General features: G+C 51.5%; 30 protein-coding genes. 23 read left to right on the top strand and 7 right to left on the bottom strand.

Annotated elements, in window-relative coordinates; genetic code table 11:
* The first annotated feature begins 500 nt into the window (after window positions 1–500).
* The gene (locus GW590_RS20585) at window positions 501–1385 is read left to right on the top strand and encodes an NAD(P)-dependent oxidoreductase (protein WP_169404953.1); all 885 of its coding nucleotides are present in this window, start codon (window positions 501–503) and stop codon (window positions 1383–1385) included.
* A 28-nt stretch (window positions 1386–1413) separates the two neighbouring features.
* On the opposite strand, the gene GW590_RS20590 is transcribed toward GW590_RS20585, so the two are convergent.
* Window positions 1414–1860 carry a MarR family winged helix-turn-helix transcriptional regulator gene (locus GW590_RS20590; RefSeq protein WP_169404954.1) on the bottom strand — a complete coding sequence of 149 codons (447 nt, stop codon included), beginning with the start codon at window positions 1858–1860 and terminating at the stop codon, window positions 1414–1416.
* 332 nt (window positions 1861–2192) lie between these two features.
* Between GW590_RS20590 and GW590_RS20595 the strand changes: the two genes are divergently transcribed.
* Window positions 2193–2888 (top strand): GntR family transcriptional regulator, encoded by a 696-nt coding sequence (locus GW590_RS20595; protein ID WP_169404955.1) that lies wholly within the window; start codon window positions 2193–2195, stop codon window positions 2886–2888.
* Between the two features lie 15 nt (window positions 2889–2903).
* On the opposite strand, the gene GW590_RS20600 is transcribed toward GW590_RS20595, so the two are convergent.
* The 4 genes from GW590_RS20600 to GW590_RS20615 all read right to left on the bottom strand — a co-directional run bounded on the left by GW590_RS20600 (window position 2904) and on the right by GW590_RS20615 (window position 4851).
* Window positions 2904–3500, bottom strand: a complete 597-nt coding sequence (locus tag GW590_RS20600) for an Ail/Lom family outer membrane beta-barrel protein (protein WP_169404956.1) — start codon at window positions 3498–3500, stop codon at window positions 2904–2906.
* 121 nt (window positions 3501–3621) lie between these two features.
* Window positions 3622–3825 (bottom strand): helix-turn-helix domain-containing protein, encoded by a 204-nt coding sequence (locus tag GW590_RS20605; RefSeq protein WP_169404957.1) that lies wholly within the window; start codon window positions 3823–3825, stop codon window positions 3622–3624.
* Window position 3826: 1 nt separating this feature from the next.
* Window positions 3827–4345 (bottom strand): DUF2975 domain-containing protein, encoded by a 519-nt coding sequence (locus GW590_RS20610; RefSeq protein WP_169404958.1) that lies wholly within the window; start codon window positions 4343–4345, stop codon window positions 3827–3829.
* A 176-nt stretch (window positions 4346–4521) separates the two neighbouring features.
* The gene (locus GW590_RS20615) at window positions 4522–4851 is read right to left on the bottom strand and encodes a DMT family transporter (protein ID WP_169404959.1); all 330 of its coding nucleotides are present in this window, start codon (window positions 4849–4851) and stop codon (window positions 4522–4524) included.
* A 189-nt stretch (window positions 4852–5040) separates the two neighbouring features.
* Here GW590_RS20615 and GW590_RS20620 point away from each other — a divergent pair, with 189 nt between their 5' ends.
* From GW590_RS20620 to GW590_RS20685, 14 genes are all read left to right on the top strand, one after another.
* Window positions 5041–5643, top strand: a complete 603-nt coding sequence (locus tag GW590_RS20620; RefSeq protein WP_169404960.1) for a hypothetical protein — start codon at window positions 5041–5043, stop codon at window positions 5641–5643.
* 152 nt (window positions 5644–5795) lie between these two features.
* Entirely contained in the window at window positions 5796–6779 is a 984-nt protein-coding gene (locus GW590_RS20625) for a hypothetical protein (protein WP_169404961.1), read from the top strand.
* A 224-nt stretch (window positions 6780–7003) separates the two neighbouring features.
* Complete coding sequence (nac, locus tag GW590_RS20630; protein WP_169404962.1) at window positions 7004–7927, top strand: nitrogen assimilation transcriptional regulator NAC; 924 nt, start codon at window positions 7004–7006, stop codon at window positions 7925–7927.
* Between the two features lie 122 nt (window positions 7928–8049).
* Window positions 8050–9216: a pyridoxal phosphate-dependent aminotransferase gene (locus tag GW590_RS20635; protein ID WP_169404963.1), complete on the top strand. Its 1167-nt coding sequence runs from the start codon at window positions 8050–8052 to the stop codon at window positions 9214–9216.
* A 21-nt stretch (window positions 9217–9237) separates the two neighbouring features.
* Window positions 9238–9906, top strand: coding sequence for a 5-oxoprolinase subunit PxpB (gene pxpB, locus GW590_RS20640; RefSeq protein WP_169404964.1), 669 nt, complete (start codon window positions 9238–9240; stop codon window positions 9904–9906).
* Entirely contained in the window at window positions 9903–10883 is a 981-nt protein-coding gene (locus GW590_RS20645; protein WP_169404965.1) for a 5-oxoprolinase subunit C family protein, read from the top strand. Before pxpB ends, GW590_RS20645 begins: the two co-directional genes overlap by 4 nt.
* Before the next feature lie 28 nt (window positions 10884–10911).
* Window positions 10912–11334 (top strand): hypothetical protein, encoded by a 423-nt coding sequence (locus tag GW590_RS20650; RefSeq protein WP_169404966.1) that lies wholly within the window; start codon window positions 10912–10914, stop codon window positions 11332–11334.
* Window positions 11331–12098 (top strand): LamB/YcsF family protein, encoded by a 768-nt coding sequence (locus tag GW590_RS20655; RefSeq protein ID WP_169404967.1) that lies wholly within the window; start codon window positions 11331–11333, stop codon window positions 12096–12098. Before GW590_RS20650 ends, GW590_RS20655 begins: the two co-directional genes overlap by 4 nt.
* 185 nt (window positions 12099–12283) lie before the next feature.
* The gene (locus GW590_RS20660; RefSeq protein WP_169404968.1) at window positions 12284–13033 is read left to right on the top strand and encodes an SDR family oxidoreductase; all 750 of its coding nucleotides are present in this window, start codon (window positions 12284–12286) and stop codon (window positions 13031–13033) included.
* Between the two features lie 75 nt (window positions 13034–13108).
* A complete protein-coding gene (locus tag GW590_RS20665; RefSeq protein WP_408014953.1) occupies window positions 13109–13780 on the top strand; it encodes an amino acid ABC transporter permease in 672 nt (223 codons plus the stop codon).
* Between the two features lie 6 nt (window positions 13781–13786).
* The gene (locus GW590_RS20670) at window positions 13787–14551 is read left to right on the top strand and encodes an amino acid ABC transporter permease (RefSeq protein WP_169404970.1); all 765 of its coding nucleotides are present in this window, start codon (window positions 13787–13789) and stop codon (window positions 14549–14551) included.
* On the top strand, window positions 14548–15285 hold the full coding sequence (locus tag GW590_RS20675; RefSeq protein ID WP_169404971.1) for an amino acid ABC transporter ATP-binding protein: 738 nt from the start codon (window positions 14548–14550) through the stop codon (window positions 15283–15285). The genes GW590_RS20670 and GW590_RS20675 overlap by 4 nt, the downstream gene beginning before the upstream one ends.
* 97 nt (window positions 15286–15382) lie before the next feature.
* A complete protein-coding gene (locus GW590_RS20680; protein WP_169404972.1) occupies window positions 15383–16222 on the top strand; it encodes an ABC transporter substrate-binding protein in 840 nt (279 codons plus the stop codon).
* A gap of 229 nt (window positions 16223–16451) precedes the next feature.
* Window positions 16452–16667, top strand: coding sequence for a hypothetical protein (locus tag GW590_RS20685; RefSeq protein WP_211186864.1), 216 nt, complete (start codon window positions 16452–16454; stop codon window positions 16665–16667).
* 125 nt (window positions 16668–16792) lie between these two features.
* On the opposite strand, the gene GW590_RS20690 is transcribed toward GW590_RS20685, so the two are convergent.
* Window positions 16793–17326, bottom strand: a complete 534-nt coding sequence (locus GW590_RS20690; protein WP_169404974.1) for a helix-turn-helix domain-containing protein — start codon at window positions 17324–17326, stop codon at window positions 16793–16795.
* Between the two features lie 112 nt (window positions 17327–17438).
* Here GW590_RS20690 and GW590_RS20695 point away from each other — a divergent pair, with 112 nt between their 5' ends.
* Complete coding sequence (locus GW590_RS20695; RefSeq protein ID WP_169404975.1) at window positions 17439–18290, top strand: AraC family transcriptional regulator; 852 nt, start codon at window positions 17439–17441, stop codon at window positions 18288–18290.
* 167 nt (window positions 18291–18457) lie between these two features.
* Here GW590_RS20695 and GW590_RS20700 read toward each other — a convergent pair whose 3' ends face one another.
* A complete protein-coding gene (locus GW590_RS20700; RefSeq protein WP_169404976.1) occupies window positions 18458–19192 on the bottom strand; it encodes an SDR family NAD(P)-dependent oxidoreductase in 735 nt (244 codons plus the stop codon).
* Window positions 19193–19301: 109 nt separating this feature from the next.
* Here GW590_RS20700 and GW590_RS20705 point away from each other — a divergent pair, with 109 nt between their 5' ends.
* From GW590_RS20705 to GW590_RS20730, 6 genes are all read left to right on the top strand, one after another.
* Window positions 19302–19691, top strand: coding sequence for a winged helix-turn-helix transcriptional regulator (locus tag GW590_RS20705; protein WP_169404977.1), 390 nt, complete (start codon window positions 19302–19304; stop codon window positions 19689–19691).
* Window positions 19692–20007: 316 nt separating this feature from the next.
* Window positions 20008–21027, top strand: a complete 1020-nt coding sequence (locus GW590_RS20710) for an isopenicillin N synthase family dioxygenase (protein ID WP_169404978.1) — start codon at window positions 20008–20010, stop codon at window positions 21025–21027.
* A gap of 131 nt (window positions 21028–21158) precedes the next feature.
* Window positions 21159–21974 (top strand): MetQ/NlpA family ABC transporter substrate-binding protein, encoded by an 816-nt coding sequence (locus tag GW590_RS20715; protein ID WP_169404979.1) that lies wholly within the window; start codon window positions 21159–21161, stop codon window positions 21972–21974.
* 55 nt (window positions 21975–22029) lie between these two features.
* On the top strand, window positions 22030–23046 hold the full coding sequence (locus GW590_RS20720; RefSeq protein ID WP_169404980.1) for a methionine ABC transporter ATP-binding protein: 1017 nt from the start codon (window positions 22030–22032) through the stop codon (window positions 23044–23046).
* Window positions 23046–23705 carry a methionine ABC transporter permease gene (locus GW590_RS20725; protein ID WP_169404981.1) on the top strand — a complete coding sequence of 220 codons (660 nt, stop codon included), beginning with the start codon at window positions 23046–23048 and terminating at the stop codon, window positions 23703–23705. The genes GW590_RS20720 and GW590_RS20725 overlap by 1 nt, the downstream gene beginning before the upstream one ends.
* Window positions 23706–23833: 128 nt before the next feature.
* Window positions 23834–24016 carry a hypothetical protein gene (locus GW590_RS20730; protein WP_169404982.1) on the top strand — a complete coding sequence of 61 codons (183 nt, stop codon included), beginning with the start codon at window positions 23834–23836 and terminating at the stop codon, window positions 24014–24016.
* The last annotated feature ends 147 nt before the right edge of the window (window positions 24017–24163 follow it).

Here is a 24163-nt window from a genome sequence, read left to right on the forward strand (position 1 = left end):
AAAATTGCCATTTAAGACATGCTGACTGGCACATTCAGAGACGGCGCCGCGCGAAGCGGAGGGAGACGCTTTTGGCTCCCGACCGAGCAAGGGGACTGCGCAGCAGCGCGGCTCGTGCCACGCGCGGAGTGACTGAAACATAGCCGGTAATAGGCAGCAGACGCATCAAAGACACCAAAAGGCCCAGGATTGTTAAGGAGCGGGCCAGCGCTCCTTAACTCGGTTCGGCACAGCGGGTTAAGTTGCCACTGCTATTATAAAACCGAAACAGCTCCTCGGAGTTAATTGACTTTAAGCCATAAATTGCCATTTAAGCTAAAACAGAAACAACTCCTCATAGCTAATTGACTTTAAAACATAAACTGACACTTAAGCCCAAACCGAAACAATTTCTCTAAAGCCAATACCCTTTTAAACCCATAAATTAACTTTAAAATCAAAAATTACCCTTTAAGCAAAATTGACATTTAAGCCAATAAGCCAAATTCAAAGGAAAAAACATGATCCAGCAACCGACAGTGGCCGTAATAGGATTGGGTGCCATGGGGCACGCTTTTGCCGCCAATCTGTTAACAAAAGGCTTTACTACCCACGTCTGGAACCGAACAGCGTCGCGCGGCGACGATCTGGTTGCTGCCGGGGCGATAGCTGGCAGTAACCCGCGCGAAACCGTGGCCGGAGCGGATGTGGTGATTGCCATGCTTGCTGACGGGGCCACCACCCTGGCAGTTATCACTGCAACGGATGGTATCCTCGCTGGCCTGAAACCAAATGGCATACTGGTGCAGATGGGCACCATTGGCGTTGAGGCTACCGACGCGCTGATTGCGCTGGTAAAAAAACAGCGCCCCGATGTGGTATTAATTGATGCGCCAGTTTCCGGCACCAAAGGCCCGGCGGAACAGGCGCAGATCGTGGTGCTGGCCAGCGGCGACCGCCAGGCCGCAGCAGCGGTTGAGCCGGTATTTGCCGCCATCTCCAAAGCGGTGAAATGGCTGGGTGAGGCAGGGCGGGCCTCCAAAATGAAGCTGGTGGTCAATGCGTGGTTGATTGCCATGATGCAGGGTATCGCCGAGAGCACTCAACTGGCACAGCAACTCGGCTTTAGCATTGATGAACTTTGGGATGTGCTGGACGGCGGGCCACTGGCGGCACCTTATATCAAAGGCAAAATGGCCATGTTTAAAAGCAATGACTATCAGCCACAGATGCAGCTCAACTGGGCCTTAAAGGATATTAATCTGGCACTGGATGCCAGCGGACCCTGTCGACTGCCGGTAATGACTCGCATCAGCGAGACTTGGCAGCAAGCGGTAAATGCCGGGTATGGCGATAGTGATTTGGCGGTGGTCTACCGTTATCTTGGCAATCAAAATAAGCAATAACTCGCAGCCAGGCGCGGCGTCGCCGCGCTTACAAATTATCAAGATTAGCCGATATCAGCGCGATCACCTGGCGGGCATGCTCAATATCTTGCATTGAAACCCCCGCCATTACCTGCAAAATAATATCATCATTTATCTCACTGGCCCGATTTGCCAGTGCAGTCCCTGTTTCAGTAAGCATGACATCGTTAACCCGGCGATCGTTTTCCCCCTGGCTGCGAGTGATATATCCCAGAGCCTGTAGACGATCAAGCAAACGGATAGCGGTGGGATGCTCAACTTCCAGTAATGCCGTCAGCTCGCTTTGTGGCAAACTGCCTGCGGCTGCTTGCAGATGTAACAATACCTGACCTCGTGCCTGAGTCAGACCAATGGTTTTAAAACGCGCATCGGAATAGACACGCAATTTGCGACCAAGGCGCATATTTTCCGGTAAAAAACGCAGCGTTGCCAATTTATCAGAATAATGGGTCATATAGTCCTCATCTCACAGTAAGGTCGATAAAAACTGTAGGCAAGATGAAGCCTAACACGAAGGCCTGCCTGGAAATAAAGCGCTATGCGACGAAATAAGAAAATTTTTGTCGGTAAATGTTATTTAGTTGTGAATATATGGCGAATGCATTATTAGGGGTTAATAAAAATGTCATTAATTTCCTTTAGTTTAGTCCGTTGTTATGGCCAGACTGTGAGCAGGGATATTTTGCGGTATCTGACCGTCGCACGTTTGACCACAACCCATGCGAAGCAGATAATGCTGCGCATAGGATCTGCTCAGGCAGAAGGGTTTCACAGACAGAGGGATCAATGAGCAATCAGTCGACTACGGCCAAACAACTTGAAGTCAAGCGCATTGTCGATGTGCTTTCCAGAGCCATTGCTCAGCATCGGCTACGTCCGGGTTGCAGGCTGATCGAGGCGCAGATTGTTGATGCCCTCAACGCCAACCGCAATCATGTCCAGGTTGCCCTGCAACGTCTGGCCATGCTGCGTATCGTCGATATTGAACCCAACCGTGGTGCCATGGTTTCTCAACCTTCGGCCAAAGAAGCGCGGGAGATTTTTATCGCTCGCCGTGCGATTGAACGTGCCATTGTTGAAAACATCTCTCCTGATATGATGCGCCGCCATCGGCATCGCGTTGTCAGCCAACTGCGCGTTGAACGCGACGCCACCAGTGCCAGCGATCGTCGTGCCATTGTGCGTGAACTTAGCGAGTTTCATCTGCTGCTTGCCGAGATTTGTGGTAATCAGGTGCTGAGTGAAATCCTTGCCAATCTCATGGTGCGTAGTTCGCTGATTGTGGCACTTTATCAGCGTAATGATGTGCCATCTTGTCAGTCCGCCGAACATCAGGCCATAGTTACTGCGCTGGAAGCCGGTGATAAGCAACAGGCAGTTGCCGTATTGCAGGAACACCTTATCAAGCTTGAAGCGCAGCTTGAGCTTGAAGAACCGTCACCTGGCGAAATCAATCTGCGCCAGGCGTTGGCCGATCTCTAAATAACCAATCGGGAGTCAAAAATGGTAGCCAACTCCGGCTATCCAACTGGCGGCACGATTGTCCCTGAGTTGGGCATATTCATAGCCGATATCGATCACCCATTTATCGCCGGGTGTGAACTGAAACCCTGCTGATGCCACACCGCCCCAGTCGTTCTCTTTACTGGTATATCTTCGCTTTTTCCCACCGCCATTTTGTCGCCTGCTGCCACTGTTCTCCTGTTCAAGATAACTATTGGTAACGGCGATACCAACGCTTGAGTAGACGCTTAAGAAATGGCTGAAACGGTAGCTGGGTCCGACACTCAGGGAACCGTAGGTTTGTGTAACCCGGTTCTGTTTGCCCAGGTTATTGCTCTCGGTCTTGCCTTCACGCTGGGTGTAGGTGAGGGCGGTTATTATCCCCCAATCGTTATCGATCATATAATTTAAACGTGCATTAATACCCTGACCTTTTTTATTGTTAATATCGCCTTTATCATTTATTGATGAGGGTGGCGTAAAGCGAGTTTGCGCATAACCTAAAGATAACGTATTCGCTTGCAACGGTGACGGAAATATTAAAACAATAACAACAATAAAAGCTATTTTTTTAAGTAATGATATTTTCATAATCAATTCCTTTGAATGCAGTCTGAATGAATAATCTTTAAAACGCGATGGGCGTGCGGCGAGAAAACAGCTATTATGGCTGCTTTCTCGTTAATAAAATTAAAATGGCGTTAATCAGTATTTAGGGAATATATTCGATAATATCGCCAGGCTGACAGTTGAGTGCCTGACAGATAGCCTCCAGGGTCGTGAATCTGATTGCTTTTGCCTTGCCACTCTTGAGAATAGAGAGGTTGGCTTCGGTAATATCAATCGCTAGCGCCAGGTCCTTGGCTTTAATATGTCGCTCTTTTAAGAGCTGGTCCAGATTGACATGTATAGGCATGTTAAATTACCAAGTCCTGTTCATCCTGAATTTTTTTGCCAAGATTAATAATATGGCTCATGATAATTAATCCGGCGCCGATAATCACATAACTTATATCATTAGAGGTAAAAGTGAAGTTTCTGGCTTGTGAGGGCGTTTCAATAAATAAAAATAGAGTGACCGAGTTAATCAGGCTTAAGATTGGAATAATAATAAAACCGATACCGGCCAGCAGGATTTTTCGCACTTGTTTATCGCTAAATATCTCTCCGCAGCGAATGCTTTTAAAAAATTGATAAAACTGAAACAAAATAAAACCATTTAAGAGATCACTAATCAAAAACACCCCGGAATAGAGCAGGGTATCTGCAAGAGTAAGATCGGCTGGCAGTGAGCTGACCAGGCTAACGGAAGCCAGGGACAGATGGCTTAGCCAGATCATTCCCTGGCCCAGCAGTGGCATGACCAGCATGCCGGCCAGCATGGCGATTTCCAGCGCGCGACACCAGCGGGTTAATTTTGTTTGCGTCCTGACCATTACAGCATCCCTTTATCTAGAAATTATCGTAAAACGATAATAGGTAAAAATTATCGTTTTACAATAATTTTTTGCCTCACTTCCTCGCCCGTTTAAGCTCGGTTGTCAGTTGGCTCAGATGCCGCAGCGATAACCTCTACCTGCGCGGACGGCAAACAACCCCGCCCAACTTGCCTTTAGTGTCCGGCAGTCTTGGATAACAGATTGATCATCAATACGCCGGCGATAATCAGCACCATGCCACCAATGGCATAGGCATCCAGTTTTTGTCCAAAAAAGACAAAACCGGCACAGGCAACCAGCACAATACCCATTCCGGCCCATATGGCGTAGGCAATCCCTACTGGCATCGACTTCAATACCAAAGAGAGCAGAATAAAGGAGAGGATATAACCGACCACTACCGCGATAGAAGGGTAGAGACGGGTAAAACCGGCGGAGGCCTTAAGCGAACTGGTGGCGATCACTTCAGATATAATGGCAATAAACAGGTAGAGATAGGTCATAAGTTTTCGTCATAAATAGTAAAACCGCTATTTTAGACCAAAGTACGGTGTTCTGTCAGACAAAACCGCCACCCTGGCTGATTAATTTTTACACAAGAGAAACTTTTGTACTCTTGTCAGCAACTAATTATTCGACAGTAATTAATTCAATTATATTTAAAACATTAAATAATTTGCGGAGAATAGTTTATGGAAATAAATCATATTCAACGGGGAATTGCTGTGACGAACGATGAGGTATCACAGCTACACCAGGAAAAAGTAAATGCCCAACAGCATAAACCTGATGTTGTCCGCACTCAGCGGGCGAAACGCGGGGTATTAAACGGTATTGAAAGCAGCGATCATTGGCACGTGCGCCTGGGATTGGGCGGACTTATGGAGTATGTCCCCTGGCTTCGGGATATCAACCCGATGGGGATTTTTCTCAGGCGCATTTTTCTCCTCCTTGAATCGAAAACAGTACCTAAAATGCCAGCAATAACCCAAGCCACTCAAAAAAGGCAGGTTGTGGCGGCAGCGATAAGTACGGAATTGCCAGGCTTGCGCAGAATTGAGTATAAAGGCATACGTGCCTACGTCAGGCCAAGCAGGCAGGCGGGGATCTTTGAGCTATACCGCTTGGACAGATATAACCAGCCAATACGGGCCGGGCTTTATTACCCCACTCAACATGGTGAATGGCGGGCTGCGGGATTGTGCGTGGCTGGCGACGATATCAGCCACAATGATAATAAACACAGTGAGAATGAAGAGGATAATTCGTTTTTACTGAAAAAACCGCTTTTTTAATTAACTTACTGTCTGCTCGCAAATAAACTCAGTGAGCCTAACTAATTAATTTTATAGCATAAGAAACTTTTTACTGCCGTTTCCAACTAAGCATTCAGGTATTGTTAATTTGATTATATTTAAATCATAAAACCATTAGCGTGGAGTTTATTATGGAAATTGGCAGTTTTAATCGGGGAAATGCTATTAATCGTTATTATGCGCAAAACGTAAATGAAAATAAGACTGACGTTCAACAGCAGGAGGTTTTTGTTGTGCGCAGTCGGCGGGTAAAACGTGGGACGTTAAATGGTATCCAAACCAGTGACCCCTGGTATGTGCGACTGAGTCTGGGCGGTATTCTGGAGTTTATTCCCGGAGTCAGGGATATTAATCCTATGGGGGCGGTAAGGCGCATATTTGGCGGGCGAACAGCGCCAGGCGTGCCTACACCGCAAGCGACTACAACCGTTAGCCCGGCACCTGCCAGACCGCCATTACCGGGGTTTCGTCAAATTACCTTCCAGGGGCAAAGTGCCTATATCAGGCCCAGTGGCCAGGCAGATATCTTTGAGTTATATCATCTGGGAAGATATCAGCAGCCGCTGCGCACTGGGCTGGTTTACCTCGATAATCGTGGCCAGTGGCGGTCAGTGGGATTATCGGGGGGCGGCGATCCTGTCCCAGGACCTTCGGGTCGGCAACCGCCGGTAGGTGGCATATGGCATCTGCTGCGACAAGCCAATCAAATGCTGCAATCTGCCTCCGATCATGCCACTGCGTTGAGCAACGCAACCAACCTGTTTATCGATCGTCTAAGAGAGACGCTACAGACGCGCAATCATGAGCAAATAGCCCGCGAGAGCGATCAACTTGCTGCTTATCGTCGGCAATATCGCATCCTTAATCAGTCACTGGCAGAAACCAGAAATGTCATAAACACTCTGCGGGTCTGTCTGCAGACATGGAATGACCGACACCCCGAGGCCAGGGTCGCTCTCCGAGTCATCACCAATTATTTGCGGCAGGCCGCAGAAATGGTGGACAGTATTAATGAATTAACCCACCAAGTTGCCCTGCGCGAACAGGCGCTGGCGATGGATGAGCGGCAAATTAATCTGATCCTTAACGATAACAAGGAAAATGAAACCCGCTAGCCAATAAGCAGAACTGATGGTCAGTGCACTAATAAAGTGCATTATGGTGTTTTAAGTGGACAAATTGCCTGTAATCGCAGACTGACAGGCAATTTGTCATTGCCGTTGCTTATGTCTGCGCGCGGGTATGGCACGGGTATTAGCGGCTAAAGTCTCGGGTTGCTGCGGCACTGGCCTGAATATTGCTTTGACCCCATAGGTTTTCAGTTCAGGTGGGGGCGGTGATGAATCTCAGACGTTTAAAGTATTATGTGAAAATTGTCGATATCGGCAGCCTGACTCAGGCGGCGGAAGTGCTACATATCGCGCAACCGGCATTAAGCCAGCAACTGGCAGCGTTGGAGGGCGAACTGGATCAACAATTATTGATCCGCACCAAGCGCGGCGTGACCCCAACCGAAGCGGGCAAAATCCTCTACAGTCATGCCCAGACTATCTTACGCCAGTGTGAACAGGCGCAAACCGCGGTGGATAACGCCGGCAGCGCGTTAAGTGGTCAGGTTTCAGTGGGGCTGGCACCTTCCACCGCGGCTTCGCTGCTGGCAATGCCATTAATCCAGGCGGTGAAAGCCCGGCATCCCGCTATTGTGCTCTATCTTAATGAAAACTTCGGCTCGCCAATGAGTGAGCAAATAATGAATGGCCGCATGGATATGGCGGTGATCTATGGCGATAAAGCGGTGCACGGCCTGTCATTCGTTCCGCTTATGAAGGAAGAGCTGTTTTTGGTTGGTGCGGGAACCCCGCCCGCAACGGGAGGCACTGTCGAGTTGAACGAGGTGATCAAGTACGATCTCTTTATGCCCCGGCCTTATAACGTGGTGCGCAGGCTGGTGGATGAGACCCTGCTGCGCGAAAAGTTAAAGGCCAATATTATTGCTGAAATTGAATCCCCTTCAACCCTGAACGCCGCGGTACTTAACGGTCTCGGCGTCACCATCGTGCCTGAATCCGCCGCGCGCTCCATGGCGACACAAACGGGGATCTGGCTGTCACGCATTACCTCGCCGGGTATTCAGGCTCCGCTCTCGTTTTGCATGTCCGACCATCTGGCCTTATCGCCTCCGGCGCAGGCGGTGAAAGATATTTTGCTGTCACTGATGGTCAAGCGTACCCAGGATAATCGTCCATTGATGCTGGTTCATTAAACTGTGCTCCCTGGCCTATAAGACGTGCTTATTACGGCACAGGGAAACCCTCTTTCAGACTGAGAAAACGGCAGGCTACAGTTGCCGTTATTATCTGATGAGTACACTTGAGGGCGGGCTACATGGTTTCACAACAGGACGCAATAATCGATTTTACGGCCGCTGAGGCGGTGCTTCGCGTTGAACGTACTTCGCTACGGGTTCAGCAACCGGCGACCACTGCGGATATGGTGTCACTGGCCGTGGGTGAACCCGATTTTGATACACCTCCGCGTATTATTGCCGCGGCTGCACGGGCGTTGAAGCAGGGATTGACCCACTATGCGCCGCTGCTGGGAGAAAAACCGCTGTGCCAGGCACTGGCCAACAGGGTAGCAGCTCGCTCGGGCGTAGCTGTCTCGGCGGGAGAAATCCTGGTAACGCACGGCGGGACCGGTGGTCTGTCGGCGGCGATCCTGTCGATCGTCAATCCCGGTGATCGCGTGGTGATCCCCGATCCGACCTACTCGTTGTATGCCGATCTGGTCAATATGGCCGGTGGCATCTGCGTACCAGTACCTTGTCAGGCCGATTTGCACTGGGATCTTGCTGCGCTGAAACAGGCCATGCAGGGTGCAAAGCTGTTTGTATTTTGCAATCCGGGTAATCCGACCGGTATCGTGCATACCTGCGAAGAAATGATGGCGCTCGGCGATATCGTGCAGGCCAGCAACACGCTGGTGATCGCCGACGAGGCCTACAGCGATCTGGTGTTTACCGACCAACCCTTTACCTCTGCCCTGGATATTCCCGCTTTCCGTGGACGCACCCTCTATTGTCAGACCTTCTCAAAAAGTTATGCCATGACCGGCTGGCGCGTTGGCTATCTGGCCGGGCCGGCAGCAATGATTGCCGCTGCCGCACGGGTGCATAACACGGCTAATGGCTCGGTCAATACGGCGGTGCAGTATGCGGCACTGGCTGCAATTGAGGAGTGCGATCAGGACGTGCTGGAGATGCACAAAATTTATCGTGAACGCCGCGCACTGATGATCGCCGGGTTAAGTGCCATTCCGGGGCTGACGCTGAATCAGCCTGAGGGCGCCTTTTACTGTTTTCCATCTTACTCGGCGGCGGTTTCCTCGGTGGAGATGGTCACCATTTTGCGCGGATTTGGTATTGCCGTGCGCCCCGGTAGCGAATTCGGTGCTGCCGGTGAGTCCCATATTCGTCTCTCCTATGCCACCAGTAAAGAAGTCATTGCCGAAGGTCTGGCACGACTCAAACTGGGGCTGGCTTCTTTATCCTGATAGCGCCGGGGGAAACGCGAGATGTCTATTGAAACGCTAAGTCAGCCGGCGATCAGCTTATTGGGTAGTCGCGCCATGCTGTTTGAAGCGCCGGGCGTGTTGGGGCTGGAAAACCAGCAACGCATCTGGGCGTTATCCAGCCAGGTAGCCCAGTGGCCGTTGGTGGCGGAATCGGTACCGGGAATGAATAACCTGATGCTGACTTTTCACCGTCCTCCCGAGGAGCTTGCGCCCTTGTATCAGGCGCTGCTCGATGAGTGGCAACGCGGCGAGGCACAGACCCTGCAAGGGCGGGTGATCGAACTGGCGGTTTGTTACGGTGGCGAGTACGGCCCGCATATGCGTGATGTTGCCGAACACACCGGGCTAAGTATTGCCGAAATTGTTCGCCGCCACACGGAACCGCTGTACCCGATTTATGCCCTGGGCAGTCATCCCGGTTACTGCTATCTGGGAGGGATGGATCCCGCCCTGGCCACGCCGCGCAGACAAACGCCGGAGCTGAATATTCGCGGTGGTTCCGTCTCCATTGGTGGTGTGCAGACCGGGGTGTCTGCCTCCGCCGGACCAAGCGGCTGGAACACTATTGGTCATACCGAGTTTGTGTTTTTCGATGCTCAGGCCCAGCCGCCGGTGATGTTACGTCCCGGTGACAGCCTGCGTTTTCGGGTCGAAAAGGTGCTGTCATGATTGAAATTGAAAAAACGACGGCGCTGTCGAGCATTCAGGATCTCGGCCGCAGCGGCTGTCTGAATTACGGCGTTGGCCGTGCCGGGGCGATGGATCCGTTAGCGCTGCAACTGGGGAATCTGCTGTTGGCCAATGACCCGCAGGCGGCGGCGATCGAAATCCCATTGTTCCCTTTTCGCGTACGTTTTCTGCGCGACTGCGCCTTTGCGGTCAGCGGTAATGATGGCGATATCCTGTTGGATGATAAGCGCTTGCCGCCCTGGTGGGTGGCACAAGCCAAAGCCGGGCAAAGTCTGACCATTAACGCTTCACGCCATTCGGCCCGCGCCTATCTGCATCTGCCGGGAGGCATTGATGTGCCACAGGTGCTGGGATCGCGCAGCACCCAATTACGTGGTGCCTTTGGCGGCTACCAGGGGCGCGGCCTGCAAAAGGGCGATCGGCTGGCGGCAAAAGAGCCGGATCGTGTACTACCCAGTGATATTGGCATTGCCTCACCGTGGCTGCGTTTTGCCGATATCAGCGCGGAAGTGCAGACCCTGCGTGTACTGCCTGCCGCCGAACATCTGGCTTATACCGCCGCCTCGCGGGAAAAATTTTGGCAGCAGACATGGAAAATCACCCCGCAAAGCAATCGCTATGGTTACCGCCTGGAGGGTGAGGCGCTGGTGGCGCTGGAAACCATGGAAATGCGCTCACATGGCATTGTTCCTGGTGTGATCCAGGTACCGCATAACGGCCAGCCGATTATCCAGATGAGCGATGCCCAGCCCAGCGGCGGTTATCCAAAGTTTGCCACCGTGATTGAAGCCGATTTATGGCTGCTGGGGCAGATCCCGCCGGGACGTCGTATTCGCTTTGTGGCCTGCAACTATGACCAGGCGCGTGAGGCCTGGGAGACGCAGCAGGCTTATCTACAGCAGGTAGCGCAACAATTGCGGCAGCTACGCGGTACAGCATATAGCGTGATGTCATGATCGATATTTCATATTTTCAGGGCAGCAGATGATAGCCATAAACGAAATCCGCCAAATCGCCCGTCGCATGCAGGCGTCAGGTCTGGGAGACATTGAAATTAGCGGCAAGGATTTTTCGCTGCGTATGCGTTGTGATGCCCATAACGCCCAGCGGACGCCGCAGCAAGAGACATCGGCAAAACCCGTGGTCATCAAGGCGGCAGGCAAGGGGGTGTTTTTGGCATCGCACCCGATGCAGAGCAAAGTTTTAGCAGCAGCGGGGGAACGCGTTCAGGGTGGCGACTGCCTGGGATTTTTACAGCAGGGCGATCTGTTGCTGCCGGTGCGCAGTCCCGGCACTGGCGAGATCGCACGCTGTCTGGTTAACCCTGGTGACGAGGTGGGTCGCAGTAAAGTGTTGTTCTGGCTGACCCCGACGGTCGCGGATAAAGCATCAGGAGGGATGTTATGAGACTGATTGATTTAAATGCCGATCTTGGCGAAGGCTTTGGCGACTACCGCATTGCGGATGACCGCTCGCTGATGTCGATTATCAGTTCTGCCAATATCGCCTGCGGTTTTCATGCCGGTGATGCCGTGACCATGGCCGAAAGCGTGATGCAGGCCAAAGAGAACCAGATCGATCTCGGTGCTCACGTCGGTTTTCCCGACCTGCAGGGATTTGGCCGTCGACGTATGCAGATTGAACATCGCACTCTGGCCCATTACGTCACCTATCAACTGGGGGCATTGGCCGGTTTTGCCCGCGTGCATAACTACCCGCTAACCCATATGAGTTTCCATGGTGCGCTGGGCAATATGGCGGCGGAGGATGACACTCTGGCTTTGGCGTTATTGCGGGCCGTGCAGGCGTTTGATCCGGCGTTGATTATCAGCACGACGGCCGGTAACGCCGTTGAACGGGGAGCGCGGGCGCTCAACATGCGCGTTGCCTGCACGTTGCTGGCGGATCGTGCTTACCACAGTAACGGCATGCTGGTCAGCCGCGGCCAGCCGGGCGCGGTGATTGACGATAGCGAGCAGGTGCGCGCCCGTATCCGTCAATGGCTGACCAGCGGTACCTTGACCAGCATCGAAGGCGAGGTAATGCCAATGGTGGTCAGTTCTATTTTGCTGCACGGCGATACCCCCGGGGCGGTAGCGCTGGCGCGAGAAATCCGCCGTGAGATAGAACAGACGCCAGGCTGTGAAATTCGGGCCATTTCGCGACAGTAACTACCGTGAAAGTGGGAAAAAACATTAAAAAACAACAATAACATCAGTACGGACAAGCTTCATAAGCGGGCCTTATTGCCACACAGCCTTTATGTCTTATCCGTTGCCTAAGTTAGCCGCTACATTCGATTTATGCCGACCGTTGGCCACCTGATTGCCAATGGCATTATTTAAGAGGAATTGTTATGCCGTTTTCTGATTATAAAACCGCGCTAGTCACTGGCGCTTCTGCCGGTATGGGTGAAGCTATCGTCGAACGTTTATGCCAGGAAGGATTGATTGTCCATGCCGTGGCGCGTCGTGAAAGTGAGTTGGCGACCCTGGCAGCGCGAACCGGCTGTATTCCTCATGTTATTGATGTCACTGATATTGCCGCACTAACCCGACTATGCAGTGAAATTGAGGTGGATGTGCTGGTTAATAACGCCGGTATCTCTCATCCCGGTTCGATTGCCAATGCCAAAGAGGAATATATCGATGCGCAGATTGATGTCAACCTACGGGCGGTGTTGCATCTGTGCCGCCTGACCGTACCGGGAATGATGGCCCGCGATCGCGGCCATATTATCAATATTACCTCCATTGCGGCGATTTATAACTTTGGCGGCAATTCGATTTATCACGCCACCAAAGCCGGGGTGCATGCTCTTTCTCGTCAGCTGCGCGTCGACTGTTATGGCAAACGGGTGCGCGTTACCGAAATTTGTCCTGGTCGCGTGGCTACCGATATTTTCGGCAATGTCTCCGGCGATAAAGAGGGGGCCAAAAAACAGTTTATTGACGGTTTTGAGCTGCCTACCGCCAAAGATATTGCCGATACTGTGGCCTTTGCGTTGGCAATGCCGGTCGCCGTCAATATTGGCAATATTGAAATTACCCCCACGCTGCAGGTGCCGGGCGGTCTTTCCACCATGCGGCCCGGTGATGTGCGCTGAGGATGGTATCCGCTAATTTGCTGACAGGGGGACGGAATGGCGACAGTGAAAAATAGTTTTGATCTGGCGGCCGTGATGCAGGGGCAATATGGCGACCTGTTGCTGAATGGCATTGCGCTGACGCTAAAGCTGGCGATAGGTGCCTGGCTGTTTGCCATGGTGCTGGCGTTGCTGCTGGTGATTATCCGCCTGTCGCATCAACGTATCGCCGTGGCGCTGGTCAGTATTTATGTCTCTTACCACCGCAATGTGCCGACGCTGGTGCAATTGATGATGTGGTATTTCGCTATCCCGACGCTGTTGCCGGAAAGTCTGCAAAACTGGATCAACGATCAGAACGCCGAGTTTATTTTTTCTCTGATGGCACTGGGTCTGTGTCAGGCGGCTTATTTCTCGGAAGATATTCGCAGCGGTCTGCGCGCCATTCCCGACGGGCAAACCGAAGCGTCTCGCGCCTTGGGCATGAGTTATATCAAGTCAATGCGTCTGATTATTCTGCCACAGGCCTTACGCAATGCGTTGCCTTCACTGATCAATCACACGGTATTGCTGTTTAAAAATACCAGTCTGGCGATGGTGATTGGTGTTGCAGAACTGACTTATGTCACCCGCGAAATTGAAAACCAGACCTTCAGAACCTTTGAAATTTATCTGGTGGCTTCGGTGATTTACCTGTTTTTCTCACTGCTGTTGATGGGCGGCGGCGCGCTGATCGCCAAACGTTTTCAGCGCACGCTGGCGAGGTAAGGGCTGATGACTGATTTCTTCGCGATTGTTCATCAATACTGGATGCTGTTTCTGGTGGGGCAGTATCCGCACGGGGCGCTGGGTGGCCTGGCCAATACGCTGTTGCTGTCTGTGGTCGCCATGCTGTTTGCTTTTCCCCTGGGCATTGTGTTGGCCATGGCACGTATTTCGCCGTTTAGCGGTGTGCGCCGCGCGGCGGCAGTGTGGGTCTATGTCTTTCGCGGTATTCCGCTGATGATGGTGGTGTTCTGGACCTATTTTTGTGTACCCATGCTGCTGGGGCACGATATTAACGGCTTTGCCACCATGGCCTGTACGCTGGTGGTCTATGAAAGTGCCTATATTGCCGAGATTGTCCGCGCCGGGATCCAGGCCTTGCCTTCCGGTCAGTACGAAGCTTCGCGTGCTCTGGGCATGAGTTATTTGAAAACCTTTCGGCTGATTATTCTGCCGCAGGCGCTGTACAACATGTTACCCAGTCTGATCAGTCAGTTGGTGTCGATTATTAAAGACAGCACCCTGGGTTATGTCATTAACGTGCAGGAATTGACCTTTGCCGCCAATCAGGTCAGTAACCAGTTGTTGACCAAGCCTTTTCAGGTGTTTGCCATTGTGGCGCTCAGCTATTACGTGATCTGTTTTAGTCTCACCTGGCTGGCCAATACATTGGAAAAACGTATTGCCCGTCAACGTACTCGTCCGCAAGGGGCCGTGCCGGTGGCCATAGCCGCACCGCTCACCTCGCAATTTATTATCAAGGAGCCGAAATGATCCCGCTGATTTTATTTAACCAGGTCAATAAATGGTACGGCGCGTATCAGGCTCTGACCGATTTGAGCGCTGAAATTCGCAGTGGTGAAGTGGTTGTCGTCTGTGGGCCATCAGGCTCCGGTAAATCAACGCTGATCCGTACCGTCAATCGCCTTGAGCCAATCCAGGACGGGCAGATCCTGTTTGATGGCCTGGATATTAACGGCAGCAGCACGCGGCTGAATCAACTGCGCACCCGTATCGGTTTTGTCTTTCAGAATTTTAATCTGTTCCCGCATCTCTCGGTGCTGGAAAACGTGATGATTTCGCCGCTCAAAGTGCTGGGTGTCCGCAAGTCGCAGGCGCGAAAAGAGGCCATGTTGTTGCTTGAACGCGTCGGACTGGCACACAAGGCTGAGGCGTATCCCTTACAACTCTCCGGCGGACAGCAGCAGCGTGTGGCTATTGCTCGTGCGCTGGCGATGAAACCGCCGGTGATGCTGTTTGATGAGCCAACCAGCGCCCTCGATCCAGAAATGGTCGGCGAGGTGCTTAGCGTTATGCGCGGCCTGGCACAGGAGGGTATGACCATGATGTGTGTGACCCACGAAATGAATTTTGCCCGTGAAGTGGCTGACACTATCTGGTTTATGGATGAGGGGAAAATTCTCGAAAAGGCACCGCCGGCGCAGTTTTTTACACAACCGCAGCACCAACGTGCGCAGCGTTTTTTGAGTGATTTACGCCAGCATTGATTTGCTATCGCTTTTGCCAGCCAGCCGATAACTGTTTTTTCTATTAATTCGTGACATTGTCACTTAATGCTATGCCACCATCAGGGGTAATTTGCTTATGAAACTCAAAACACTGTCCGTTGCCTTATTACTCAGCCCACTGGCGCTGACTACCTTAGCGGTAAAAGCAGATATGCTGGCGGATATTCAGGCGCGGGGCCAGTTAAACTGTGGCGTCTATTCCGATGTACCGCCGTTTTCTTCGCCGGATGCCCAGACCCGGCAACTGGTGGGCATGGATGTCGATCTCTGTACCGCGCTGGCCAAACAGATGGGCCTGAAACTTAATTTAATGCCAACCTCGGTGGAAGCGCGTATTCCGGTATTGACCACTGGTCGCGTCGACGTGTTGATCGCCAATCTGGCTTATACCAAAACTCGCGCATCGCAAATTCAGTTTAGCGATCCCTACTATGTCGCCAAAGAGATGCTGGTGGTAAAGAGCCCTAACGCCGACCAGCCGAAAAGCTTCTTTAAAGACAAACGCATTAGCGCCACCAAGGGCACCACCTCCGAACAGTCAATCTATCTGGCCGGTGCCAAGGCCATTACTTTTCAGGATACGGCATCCGCTTATCTGGCTTTACAGCAAAATAAATCTGTTGGTTTTGTCACCAATACCATGACCGCCATTAAAATGATCTCGCAGGCCAAAAAGGGGGGGGTCGATCTGGCCATGACCTCTTTCCCAATGGCGCTGGAGCCAATTGGCATTGGGATGAAGCAGGGTGAACCGGCTCTGTTGGCCAAAGTTAATGCCAGCCTGAAGGCGATGGACGATCAGGGTGAGATTGACCAGATTTGGAATAAATGGATTGGCCCTAATACCGAGTACAAAATGGTTCGTGAAGATAAAGTCCAGCCATTGAGCAATCTGAAATTCCAGCCGCTGGAATAAGCTGCACCCACGATCCTCTCCCTTTTATATTGTAAAGGGAGGGGTATCCCGGGTTGGCAGTTCACCTGAAAGTTGTCAATATCCTGCCGTTTTCCTGACTTGTCAGATAGCCTCTCGCCATATCCCCCACGTATATTTCATTTCGTTAAAAAAACAGGCCGGTGTCGCTTATCGCCGCCGACCTGTGCTCTGTTTGGCAAATGATAATCCCAAGGTGGAGGACCCGGTGATGATGCGATTTTATATGATGGCGGCGGTGTTGAGTGCGGTGACACTGTTATCTGGCTGTGGTCTGGCAAACTACCAGTTACAGCAAGACCGGCAGCAATGTGCTCTGTATGGCTTTCAGCCGGGAACAGACGCCTTTGCACAATGTATGCAGAAAACCAGCGTTGAACGCGACCGCATGGCGATAATGCAGACCATGATCCGGCCAAGATATTAAGGGACGAAGAATTTTACAGGTGACGGTGTCACTATTATCACGCTGCCGGCAAAACGGTGAAGCTGCAGTAAGCCGTTAACAGCACCTGTGCGCCGGGGAGGAAAGCCCCCCGGACGACAAAATAATCAGCAGGACTTGGACATCGCACTCTGAGGACAAGATTTCCAGTTCGACCAGGCACTATTTTTACAGGGATAGTTGATCGCTGTTTTTAGTCCAACCCATTCCAGCTCTGGCGGTATTGGCAGTGGCGCCTCGGCGACCACTTCCTCCGCTGGCGGTGCCATCACTCTCTCATCCAACTCTATTTTGGGACATAAGCCATAGCTAGGCCATTCAGGCAGACGACGATAGACTGCAGGCGTGGTTTTAAACTGCTTTTTAAAGGTGCGGGTAAAGGTCTGCTGTGAGTCAAACTGGTATTTATCGGCAATGCGCAATACCGAGTTTTGTGACATGCGCAGTTCAGTCGCGGCCATGGTCAGTCGACGTTGACGCGTATAAGTGCCCAACGTATGACCAGTGTAGCTTTTAAACAGGCGTTGCAGGTGCCATTTCGAGTAGCCCGATTTCGCGGCAATGGTCTCTAAGGTTAAGGATTGATCCAGGTTATGTTCAATCCAATCCAGCAGTTCACTGACAATACTTTCGTGGTACATAGATGATTCCCCCGTTAAGCATGTCATTTAGCCATCGAGTTGTCTGGACTACAATGCGCAATTCAGCCATATTATTTACCAATCCAGCCAAATCATAGATAGGGTTTAACCTATGCCGATCATTCAGTGTGAAACCATAGACTGCAAACGTACTGCTATTGACGATATCGAACGACCGGTGATTGCCCTTGGCGCTTCACGGGTGGACGGGGTATGGGAGCTGGAAATGCATCAGCATCGCAAAGCACAGTTGATCTATACCCTGCAAGGGATTATCAGCTGTGAACTGGAGCAGGGGGTGTGGGTGGTTCCGCCCCAGTGTGCGGTGTGGATCCCCGGTGGCCTGATGCATTCTGCCAGGGGAACCGGGGTCAATCAATGTTATTGCCTGTTTGTCGAACCTGAAGCAGGTCGCAATTTGCCGACCACCTGCTGCACATTATCGGTCTCCCCGTTGTTGCGGGAGCTGCTCTTGCATGCGGCCCATTTCCCGTTGCTTTATGATGAGCATGGCGCTGAAGGTAATGTAATCAATACATTGCTCGATCAGTTGTCCGTGGCCCGCGTTGAAGATCTGTATTTGCCATTACCCCGCGACAACCGTTTACGTCAGTTGACCGACGGCATGTTACAGGATCCAGCCGACAAATCGACGCTGGCGGAGTGGGCCGGACGCATCGGCATGAGCGAACGCAGCTTGAGCCGCACCTTTGCTCACCAGGTGGGGATCAGCGTTCACCGCTGGCGCAAGCAGCTGCATGTTATCCTGGCATTGCAGAAGTTGTCGAAAGGCACCAGCGTGCAGGCGGTTGCCCTCGATTTGGGGTATGAAAGTGCCAGCAGCTTTGTCACCATGTTCCGCAAGGCGCAGGGCAAACCCCCAGCTCGCTACCTGTCTGATTGTGCCAACTGTCAGGAATCGCCAATGCAGGGGGGATTCTCACTGTCTGAAAGCATGGGTTAACGGGCCTCCTTGCGGGTTTTCAAGACACAATAATATCGGCGGCCGCCTGAAAAACTGTTCGCCTTGTTGACCCGTAAGGCAAGATTGCATTGAAATTTGCGATTACGATCAATTAGTCAAACTTGACCAAGTCCTTAAAGATCAAGTGTCCGGCCAGACGTAGCGGGTCAGAGTTGGGCCAGACCACCGTCAACGGCGACTTCGCTGGCGGTCATAAAGCTACTGTCCGACGACGCGAGAAAAGCTGCCGCCGCTGCAATCTCCGCCGGATCGGCCATGCGCAGAAGTGGCGTCATTGCAGCAAAGATTTTCTGACCTTCCTCGCCCAGTGCTTCCTTCGCCAGGTCGGTCGCAGTCGCCCCGGGCGACAGCACGTTAACCCGGATGCCAGTACCTTTCAGATCCTCCGCCCAGGTCTTGGCGAGGTTGCGTACTGCCGCTTTGCTGGCACTGTAGGCACTCATCCCCGGCGCTCCCGTGGTACCCGCGCTCGAGCCGGTCAGGATGATTGAACCACCTGCGCTCATCAGTGGCAGCGCCTTCTGGACCGTAAAAATTGTCCCTTTCACATTGGTGTCGAAGGTTTCATCAATGTGCTCGGCAGTGATCTGGCCAAGCGCAAGCTGACTTCCCGCTCCGGCATTGGCGAAAACAATATCGAGGGTTCCCCGTTCAGCCTTTACTGCCGCGTAGAGTCGGTCGAGGTCGGCCAGATTGGTGACCGAGCCATTCACCGCGCGGGCATGGGTTCCTAATTTGGCCATGGCCGCATCGAGCGCTTCCTGCCGACGGCCAAAGATAAAGACGAAGGCACCTTCTTCAATAAAGCGTTTTGCTGCTGCCAGGCCGATGCCGGTAGCACCACCGGTGATCACTGCGGTCTTACCATTTAGTCTGTTCATATCATGCATCCTTGGTAGGTGTTGTACGAAAGCAGGGAATTGCTTACTTGAGCCAAGTATGCATTTCTGATAACTTAAGGACAAGTATGCACCTTTTGGTAACCATGAAATGACAGACTGTTCTCAACAATGCGGTGGCCGCTATTCTTACGGCCTCGCCGCTACGCTAAGCATTATCGCCGGCAAGTGGAAACCGCTGATCCTCTATTTCCTGCTCGACGGCCCAAAGCGCTATAGCGAACTCAAACGTAATGTCCACGGCGTTAGCGCCAAGGTACTGATCCAGCAATTGAAGGAGTTGGAGGTCGATCGCGTGCTGCTACGGACCGACTACCAGGAGGTCCCGCCACGTGTCGACTACATGCTTACGCCGCTCGGACAAAGTCTGGCCGACAAGATTGTCCCGCTATGCACATGGGGGACAGAGAATATGGCTGATATGGTGAACATGCTCGCCGAGCGCGACAATTTGGCCAGGCAGGATGCTAAAGGATCCTGAATTGGGCGACATCTGCTGTCGTAGGGGAGAAGCTGGCAGGGGGCCGCTTTGAAGCACACAACATAAATCATGGTGCACGAAGCTCAGTGCAGCATTTTGAATTATTTTAGTTACAACATACTAGTGTTTTTACCCTTTGCCATCTCTCCAGCCACAGCGTTAAATCAGCCTGGCAGACAAACAGGGACGGGAGTTAGTAAGCAGGGGGGAAGATCAATCAACGTCTTCGATCCTGCATAACTAATGCATTTTAAGTACTTTAAGCCCCTTGTTGCGCGATGATAGAGTGAATTCAGACTTAGCTATGGAGCCGGTTATGAATCACAAAATTGCTTCTTCTATTCCTGTCCTTGACCTGTCAAAACTTACCGGTAGCCCGTCAGAGCGCACCGAGTTTTTGCAGGCGTTACGCGTTGCCGCCCGTGATATCGGCTTTTTCTATCTGATTAATCATGGTGTCGACCACAGTCTGCTTGCGCAGGTACAGAACCAGTCACGGGCGTTTTTTGCGCTGCCCACGCAAGAAAAAGAGCAGGTGGCGATGATCCATTCGCCGCATTTTCGTGGCTATAACCGTGCTGCGTCAGAACGCACGCGCGGCCAGCCGGACTGGCGTGAACAGTTTGATCTCGGTGCTGAACGTCTGCCTATCCGACAGCATGACGATCTGCCCGCCTGGACTCGCTTGCAAGGCCCTAATCAATGGCCAGCATCCTTGCCACAGCTGAAACCTTTGCTACTGCGATGGCAACAGGTGATGACCGCCATGTCATTGCAAATCCTGCGCGCCTTTGCCGAGTCGCTGGATCTGCCTGCGGACGCTTTTGACCCACTGTACGGCGATAAACCCAATGAACATATTAAACTGATCCGCTATCCGGGCCGCGAGGCTGCACAAAGCAGTCAGGGCGTGGGTGCCCATAAAGACTCGGGTTTTTTAAGCTTTCTGCTGCAGGATCAGCAAAAGGGATTGCAGGTCGAAGTTGCCGACGGGCAGTGGGTCGATGCGCTGCCAATAGAGGGGGCGTTTGTGGTGAATATTGGCGAGCTGCTGGAGCTGGCCACCAACGGTTATTTGCGAGCCACTGTGCATCGGGTGATTGCACCAGCGGCCGGGGAAGAGCGATTGTCCATTGCCTTCTTTCTCGGTGCGCGACTGGATGCGGTGGTGCCAGTATTCCAGTTACCTGCCGAACTTGCAGCCCAGGCCAATGGCCCGGAAAGCGATCCGCAGAACCCGCTGTTGCGTGATGTTGGCTGGAACTACCTTAAAGGTCGTTTACGTTCCCACCCGGATGTAGCCGAGCGTTACTATGCGGATATTCTGGTTTCTTAACGCCACGAGCAGTGCAAATGTTATTTATTAGTTAATATTTAACTTTGCTATGCAGATTTAATTGGTTAGTGCCTGTCAGGCAATATGATTGGATAGCCCTTTATGCTAACCACAGAGAAGGGCTTATTGTTATGTCGACAGGCAAGATCAGAATTTTGGCGTCAGTATTACTTTTAGCGCTAAGCAGTGCCGTCCAGGCCGCAGAGAGTAACCAGAAAACCATTACGCTGGGATTTAATCCCGGTCCCTATCAGGAGCAGTTTGCCCAAGGCGTCGGACCTTTTTTAAAGGCCAAAGGTTATACGCTGGTTTATAAAGATTTTAGTGATGGCATTCAGGTCAACAATGCCGTTGATACCGGCGCGATTGACGGCAATATCATGCAACACCCGATTTATCTCAAGGCGATAAACGATCGCCTGGGGATCAATAATATTGGCATTGTACAGGTGCCGACGCCGCCGATGGGGCTTTACTCATCAAAGCATAAATCCGGTGAGGTTCCACAAGCCGGTCAGACTATTTCCGTTCCCAATCAGGCATCTAACGAATATCGTGCCGCCTTGTTGCTGCAGGATCTTGGCTGGATAAAAATTTCGCCCAAATCCGATCCCGCCACTTTCTCGCAGAAAGATATTGTCGAAAACCCTTATAAGCTGGTGTTTAAAGAGATGGATAACGCCCAGCAGGTACGCGCACTCCCCGACGTTGATTATGGTGCCATTCAGGGTAACTTTGCCGTTTCCAGCGGTATTAAACTCAATACTGCCCTCAAGCTTGAAAATCCGGTCAAGGGTTTTATTAATGTCGTCACTATTGCCGCTAAAAATAAAGACGCACAGTTTGCCCAGGATATTATTGCCGGATACCACTCGGCTGAATTTAAACACTATATTCTCAGCAATCCGCAGTATCAGGGCTATCTGCTACCTGATTATTTAAAATAAACATAATAGCCGTCCGCACTCTTATGGCCGGGCGGCAGCTTATTGGGATCGGGCAATGATAGAGATACAAAACGTTGACAAGCATTTTCAACGTAAGGGCAAAACCACCCAGGCTTTAAATAATATCAATTTAAAAATTGAACAAGGGGATATTTACGGCATTATTGGTTATAGCGGGGCAGGGAAAAGCACGCTGGTACGACTGATCAATGCGCTGGAAACGCCGACGGCTGGCAAAGTGATCATTAACGGCAAAGTGTTAAGCGAGTTTACGGCAAAACAGCTAAGAGAGATAAAAAAAGATATTGGTATGATTTTCCAAGGCTTTAACTTACTGGAGTCAAAAACTGTCTGGAAGAATGTCGCTATCCCGCTGATCCTCGCCGGCAAAAGCAAGAGCTTTATTGCCGCTCGTGTTAGCGAACTGCTGGAGTTTGTCGGTCTGGCCGACCGCGCAGGCAGCTATCCCTCTGAACTTTCTGGTGGTCAAAAACAGCGTGTAGGCATTGCTCGCGCGCTGGCTACCAATCCTTCTATTTTACTCTGCGACGAAGCCACCTCGGCTCTGGATCCGCAAACCACGACACAAATTTTGCTGCTACTCAAGCGCATCAGCCAGCAATATAACCTGACTCTGGTGGTGATCACCCATGAAATGTCGGTGATCCAGAAGATCTGCAATAAAGTGGCGGTTATGGAGCAGGGACGCATCGTCGAGCAAGGTGAGGTGCTGTCGGTATTTGGCCATCCACAGCATGCCACCACGCTGAATTTTGTGCGTACGCTGGTACGCGACAGCCTGCCTGCCACTATTGTCCGCCCGTCACCACATCAGCAGCAGGTGCGCCGTTATCGTCTGGAATTTGTCGGCGAAACAGCGGGGCAGCCGGTGATCCATCAAATGTTTAAACGCTTTGCTGTCGAATTCAATATCTTGTTTGCCAGCATGTCGGAAATACAAGATACCGTACTGGGTTTTATGATTATCCAACTGACCGGTGATGAAAGCTTATTACTTCAGGCTATCACTTATTTACAAAGCACCGGTGTGCGGGTAGAGGAGTTGCCATAATGTTTGAAACCGCTATTACACTGGAGCAATTTGTCACCGCGATGAAAGACACGCTGATTATGGTCAGCATCTCGCTTTTTCTTGGCTCCTTACTTGGCGTACCTTTAGGGATTATTATGGTGATCACCCGTCCCGGAGGTTTGGTTAATCATCGTTTTTTCTATGCGCTAATCAACCCGATTATTAATATCATCCGCTCCTTGCCTTTTATTATTTTACTGATTTCTATTATTCCCTTTACCCGCTTTATTGTGCATACCACCATCGGTACGACCGGTGCCATTGTGCCGCTGATTATTTTTATCGCGCCTTATATCGCCCGTCTGGTGGAAAGTTCATTACTGGAGATCAATCCCGGCATTATCGAGGCGGCCAGGTCGATGGGGGCAACACCGCTGCAGGCGATTTGGCATTTTCTCTTGCCGGAGGCCCTGGCTTCGCTGGTATTGGCACTAACCACCGCCACCATAGGCCTGATTGGCGCGACGGCAATGGCGGGTACTGTGGGCGGCGGCGGTATCGGCGATCTGGCGATCACCTATGGCTATCAACGGTTTGATACCTTTGCCACTGTCTCGACGGCGCTGGTGCTGATTGTGGTGGTACAGGGGTTGCAGTCCCTGGGCAATGTGATTTCTCGTCGTTTGCGTCGTGAATAAACCTTTAGTGGCTGCGCTATGCGAATTGTCGATAACTAATGCACAAAGGGTTATTTTCTTTTATTCGGTTTTATTGTTTTACTGATACTCAAGGGGTGACAACCGTCGCCAACTGAAATAAGGAGTGCATGATGGCTAAAAAATTGTCAATCAACACCTTGTGGCAAGAAATAAAACGTCTATGTTCGGCGACATTTTTTTCGCAGAGCACAGCCGACAGTTCACAAATGCTGGATTCGCTTCTTGTAACAGGATCTTTATATGGTATTGAATTTGGTAATATTGACCCTGCCTGGTATCGCCAGAAGTAGTCAATATCAGCGCTTATTACGTCGCAGCTATTGGAATGAGCTGTGCTAATAAGCAACCGGGCACATGAATTTTCTCCTGAAGTAGGCAGTATTGTTGTTGAGATCTCCCCGATCTTGTCGAATGTGTTGTTCTCCCAATTGTGGAGC

The organism is Rouxiella aceris, assembly GCF_012933545.1.
Classification (GTDB): domain Bacteria; phylum Pseudomonadota; class Gammaproteobacteria; order Enterobacterales; family Enterobacteriaceae; genus Rouxiella; species Rouxiella aceris.

Coding starts and splice junctions, on each gene's coding strand:
- GW590_RS20680 (WP_169404972.1), top strand. CDS start 15,383: ATGAAACTCAAAACACTGTCCGTTGCCTTATTACTCAGCCCACTGGCG.
- GW590_RS20685 (WP_211186864.1), top strand. CDS start 16,452: ATGATGCGATTTTATATGATGGCGGCGGTGTTGAGTGCGGTGACACTG.
- nac (WP_169404962.1), top strand. CDS start 7,004: ATGAATCTCAGACGTTTAAAGTATTATGTGAAAATTGTCGATATCGGC.
- GW590_RS20705 (WP_169404977.1), top strand. CDS start 19,302: ATGACAGACTGTTCTCAACAATGCGGTGGCCGCTATTCTTACGGCCTC.
- GW590_RS20650 (WP_169404966.1), top strand. CDS start 10,912: ATGATAGCCATAAACGAAATCCGCCAAATCGCCCGTCGCATGCAGGCG.
- GW590_RS20600 (WP_169404956.1), bottom strand. CDS start 3,500: ATGAAAATATCATTACTTAAAAAAATAGCTTTTATTGTTGTTATTGTT.
- GW590_RS20625 (WP_169404961.1), top strand. CDS start 5,796: ATGGAAATTGGCAGTTTTAATCGGGGAAATGCTATTAATCGTTATTAT.
- GW590_RS20590 (WP_169404954.1), bottom strand. CDS start 1,860: ATGACCCATTATTCTGATAAATTGGCAACGCTGCGTTTTTTACCGGAA.
- GW590_RS20670 (WP_169404970.1), top strand. CDS start 13,787: ATGACTGATTTCTTCGCGATTGTTCATCAATACTGGATGCTGTTTCTG.
- GW590_RS20645 (WP_169404965.1), top strand. CDS start 9,903: ATGATTGAAATTGAAAAAACGACGGCGCTGTCGAGCATTCAGGATCTC.
- GW590_RS20730 (WP_169404982.1), top strand. CDS start 23,834: ATGATGGCTAAAAAATTGTCAATCAACACCTTGTGGCAAGAAATAAAA.
- pxpB (WP_169404964.1), top strand. CDS start 9,238: ATGTCTATTGAAACGCTAAGTCAGCCGGCGATCAGCTTATTGGGTAGT.
- GW590_RS20655 (WP_169404967.1), top strand. CDS start 11,331: ATGAGACTGATTGATTTAAATGCCGATCTTGGCGAAGGCTTTGGCGAC.
- GW590_RS20605 (WP_169404957.1), bottom strand. CDS start 3,825: ATGCCTATACATGTCAATCTGGACCAGCTCTTAAAAGAGCGACATATT.
- GW590_RS20635 (WP_169404963.1), top strand. CDS start 8,050: ATGGTTTCACAACAGGACGCAATAATCGATTTTACGGCCGCTGAGGCG.
- GW590_RS20660 (WP_169404968.1), top strand. CDS start 12,284: ATGCCGTTTTCTGATTATAAAACCGCGCTAGTCACTGGCGCTTCTGCC.
- GW590_RS20620 (WP_169404960.1), top strand. CDS start 5,041: ATGGAAATAAATCATATTCAACGGGGAATTGCTGTGACGAACGATGAG.
- GW590_RS20695 (WP_169404975.1), top strand. CDS start 17,439: ATGCCGATCATTCAGTGTGAAACCATAGACTGCAAACGTACTGCTATT.
- GW590_RS20615 (WP_169404959.1), bottom strand. CDS start 4,851: ATGACCTATCTCTACCTGTTTATTGCCATTATATCTGAAGTGATCGCC.
- GW590_RS20720 (WP_169404980.1), top strand. CDS start 22,030: ATGATAGAGATACAAAACGTTGACAAGCATTTTCAACGTAAGGGCAAA.
- GW590_RS20665 (WP_408014953.1), top strand. CDS start 13,109: ATGCAGGGGCAATATGGCGACCTGTTGCTGAATGGCATTGCGCTGACG.
- GW590_RS20610 (WP_169404958.1), bottom strand. CDS start 4,345: ATGGTCAGGACGCAAACAAAATTAACCCGCTGGTGTCGCGCGCTGGAA.
- GW590_RS20715 (WP_169404979.1), top strand. CDS start 21,159: ATGTCGACAGGCAAGATCAGAATTTTGGCGTCAGTATTACTTTTAGCG.
- GW590_RS20690 (WP_169404974.1), bottom strand. CDS start 17,326: ATGTACCACGAAAGTATTGTCAGTGAACTGCTGGATTGGATTGAACAT.
- GW590_RS20700 (WP_169404976.1), bottom strand. CDS start 19,192: ATGAACAGACTAAATGGTAAGACCGCAGTGATCACCGGTGGTGCTACC.
- GW590_RS20595 (WP_169404955.1), top strand. CDS start 2,193: ATGAGCAATCAGTCGACTACGGCCAAACAACTTGAAGTCAAGCGCATT.
- GW590_RS20725 (WP_169404981.1), top strand. CDS start 23,046: ATGTTTGAAACCGCTATTACACTGGAGCAATTTGTCACCGCGATGAAA.
- GW590_RS20585 (WP_169404953.1), top strand. CDS start 501: ATGATCCAGCAACCGACAGTGGCCGTAATAGGATTGGGTGCCATGGGG.
- GW590_RS20710 (WP_169404978.1), top strand. CDS start 20,008: ATGAATCACAAAATTGCTTCTTCTATTCCTGTCCTTGACCTGTCAAAA.
- GW590_RS20675 (WP_169404971.1), top strand. CDS start 14,548: ATGATCCCGCTGATTTTATTTAACCAGGTCAATAAATGGTACGGCGCG.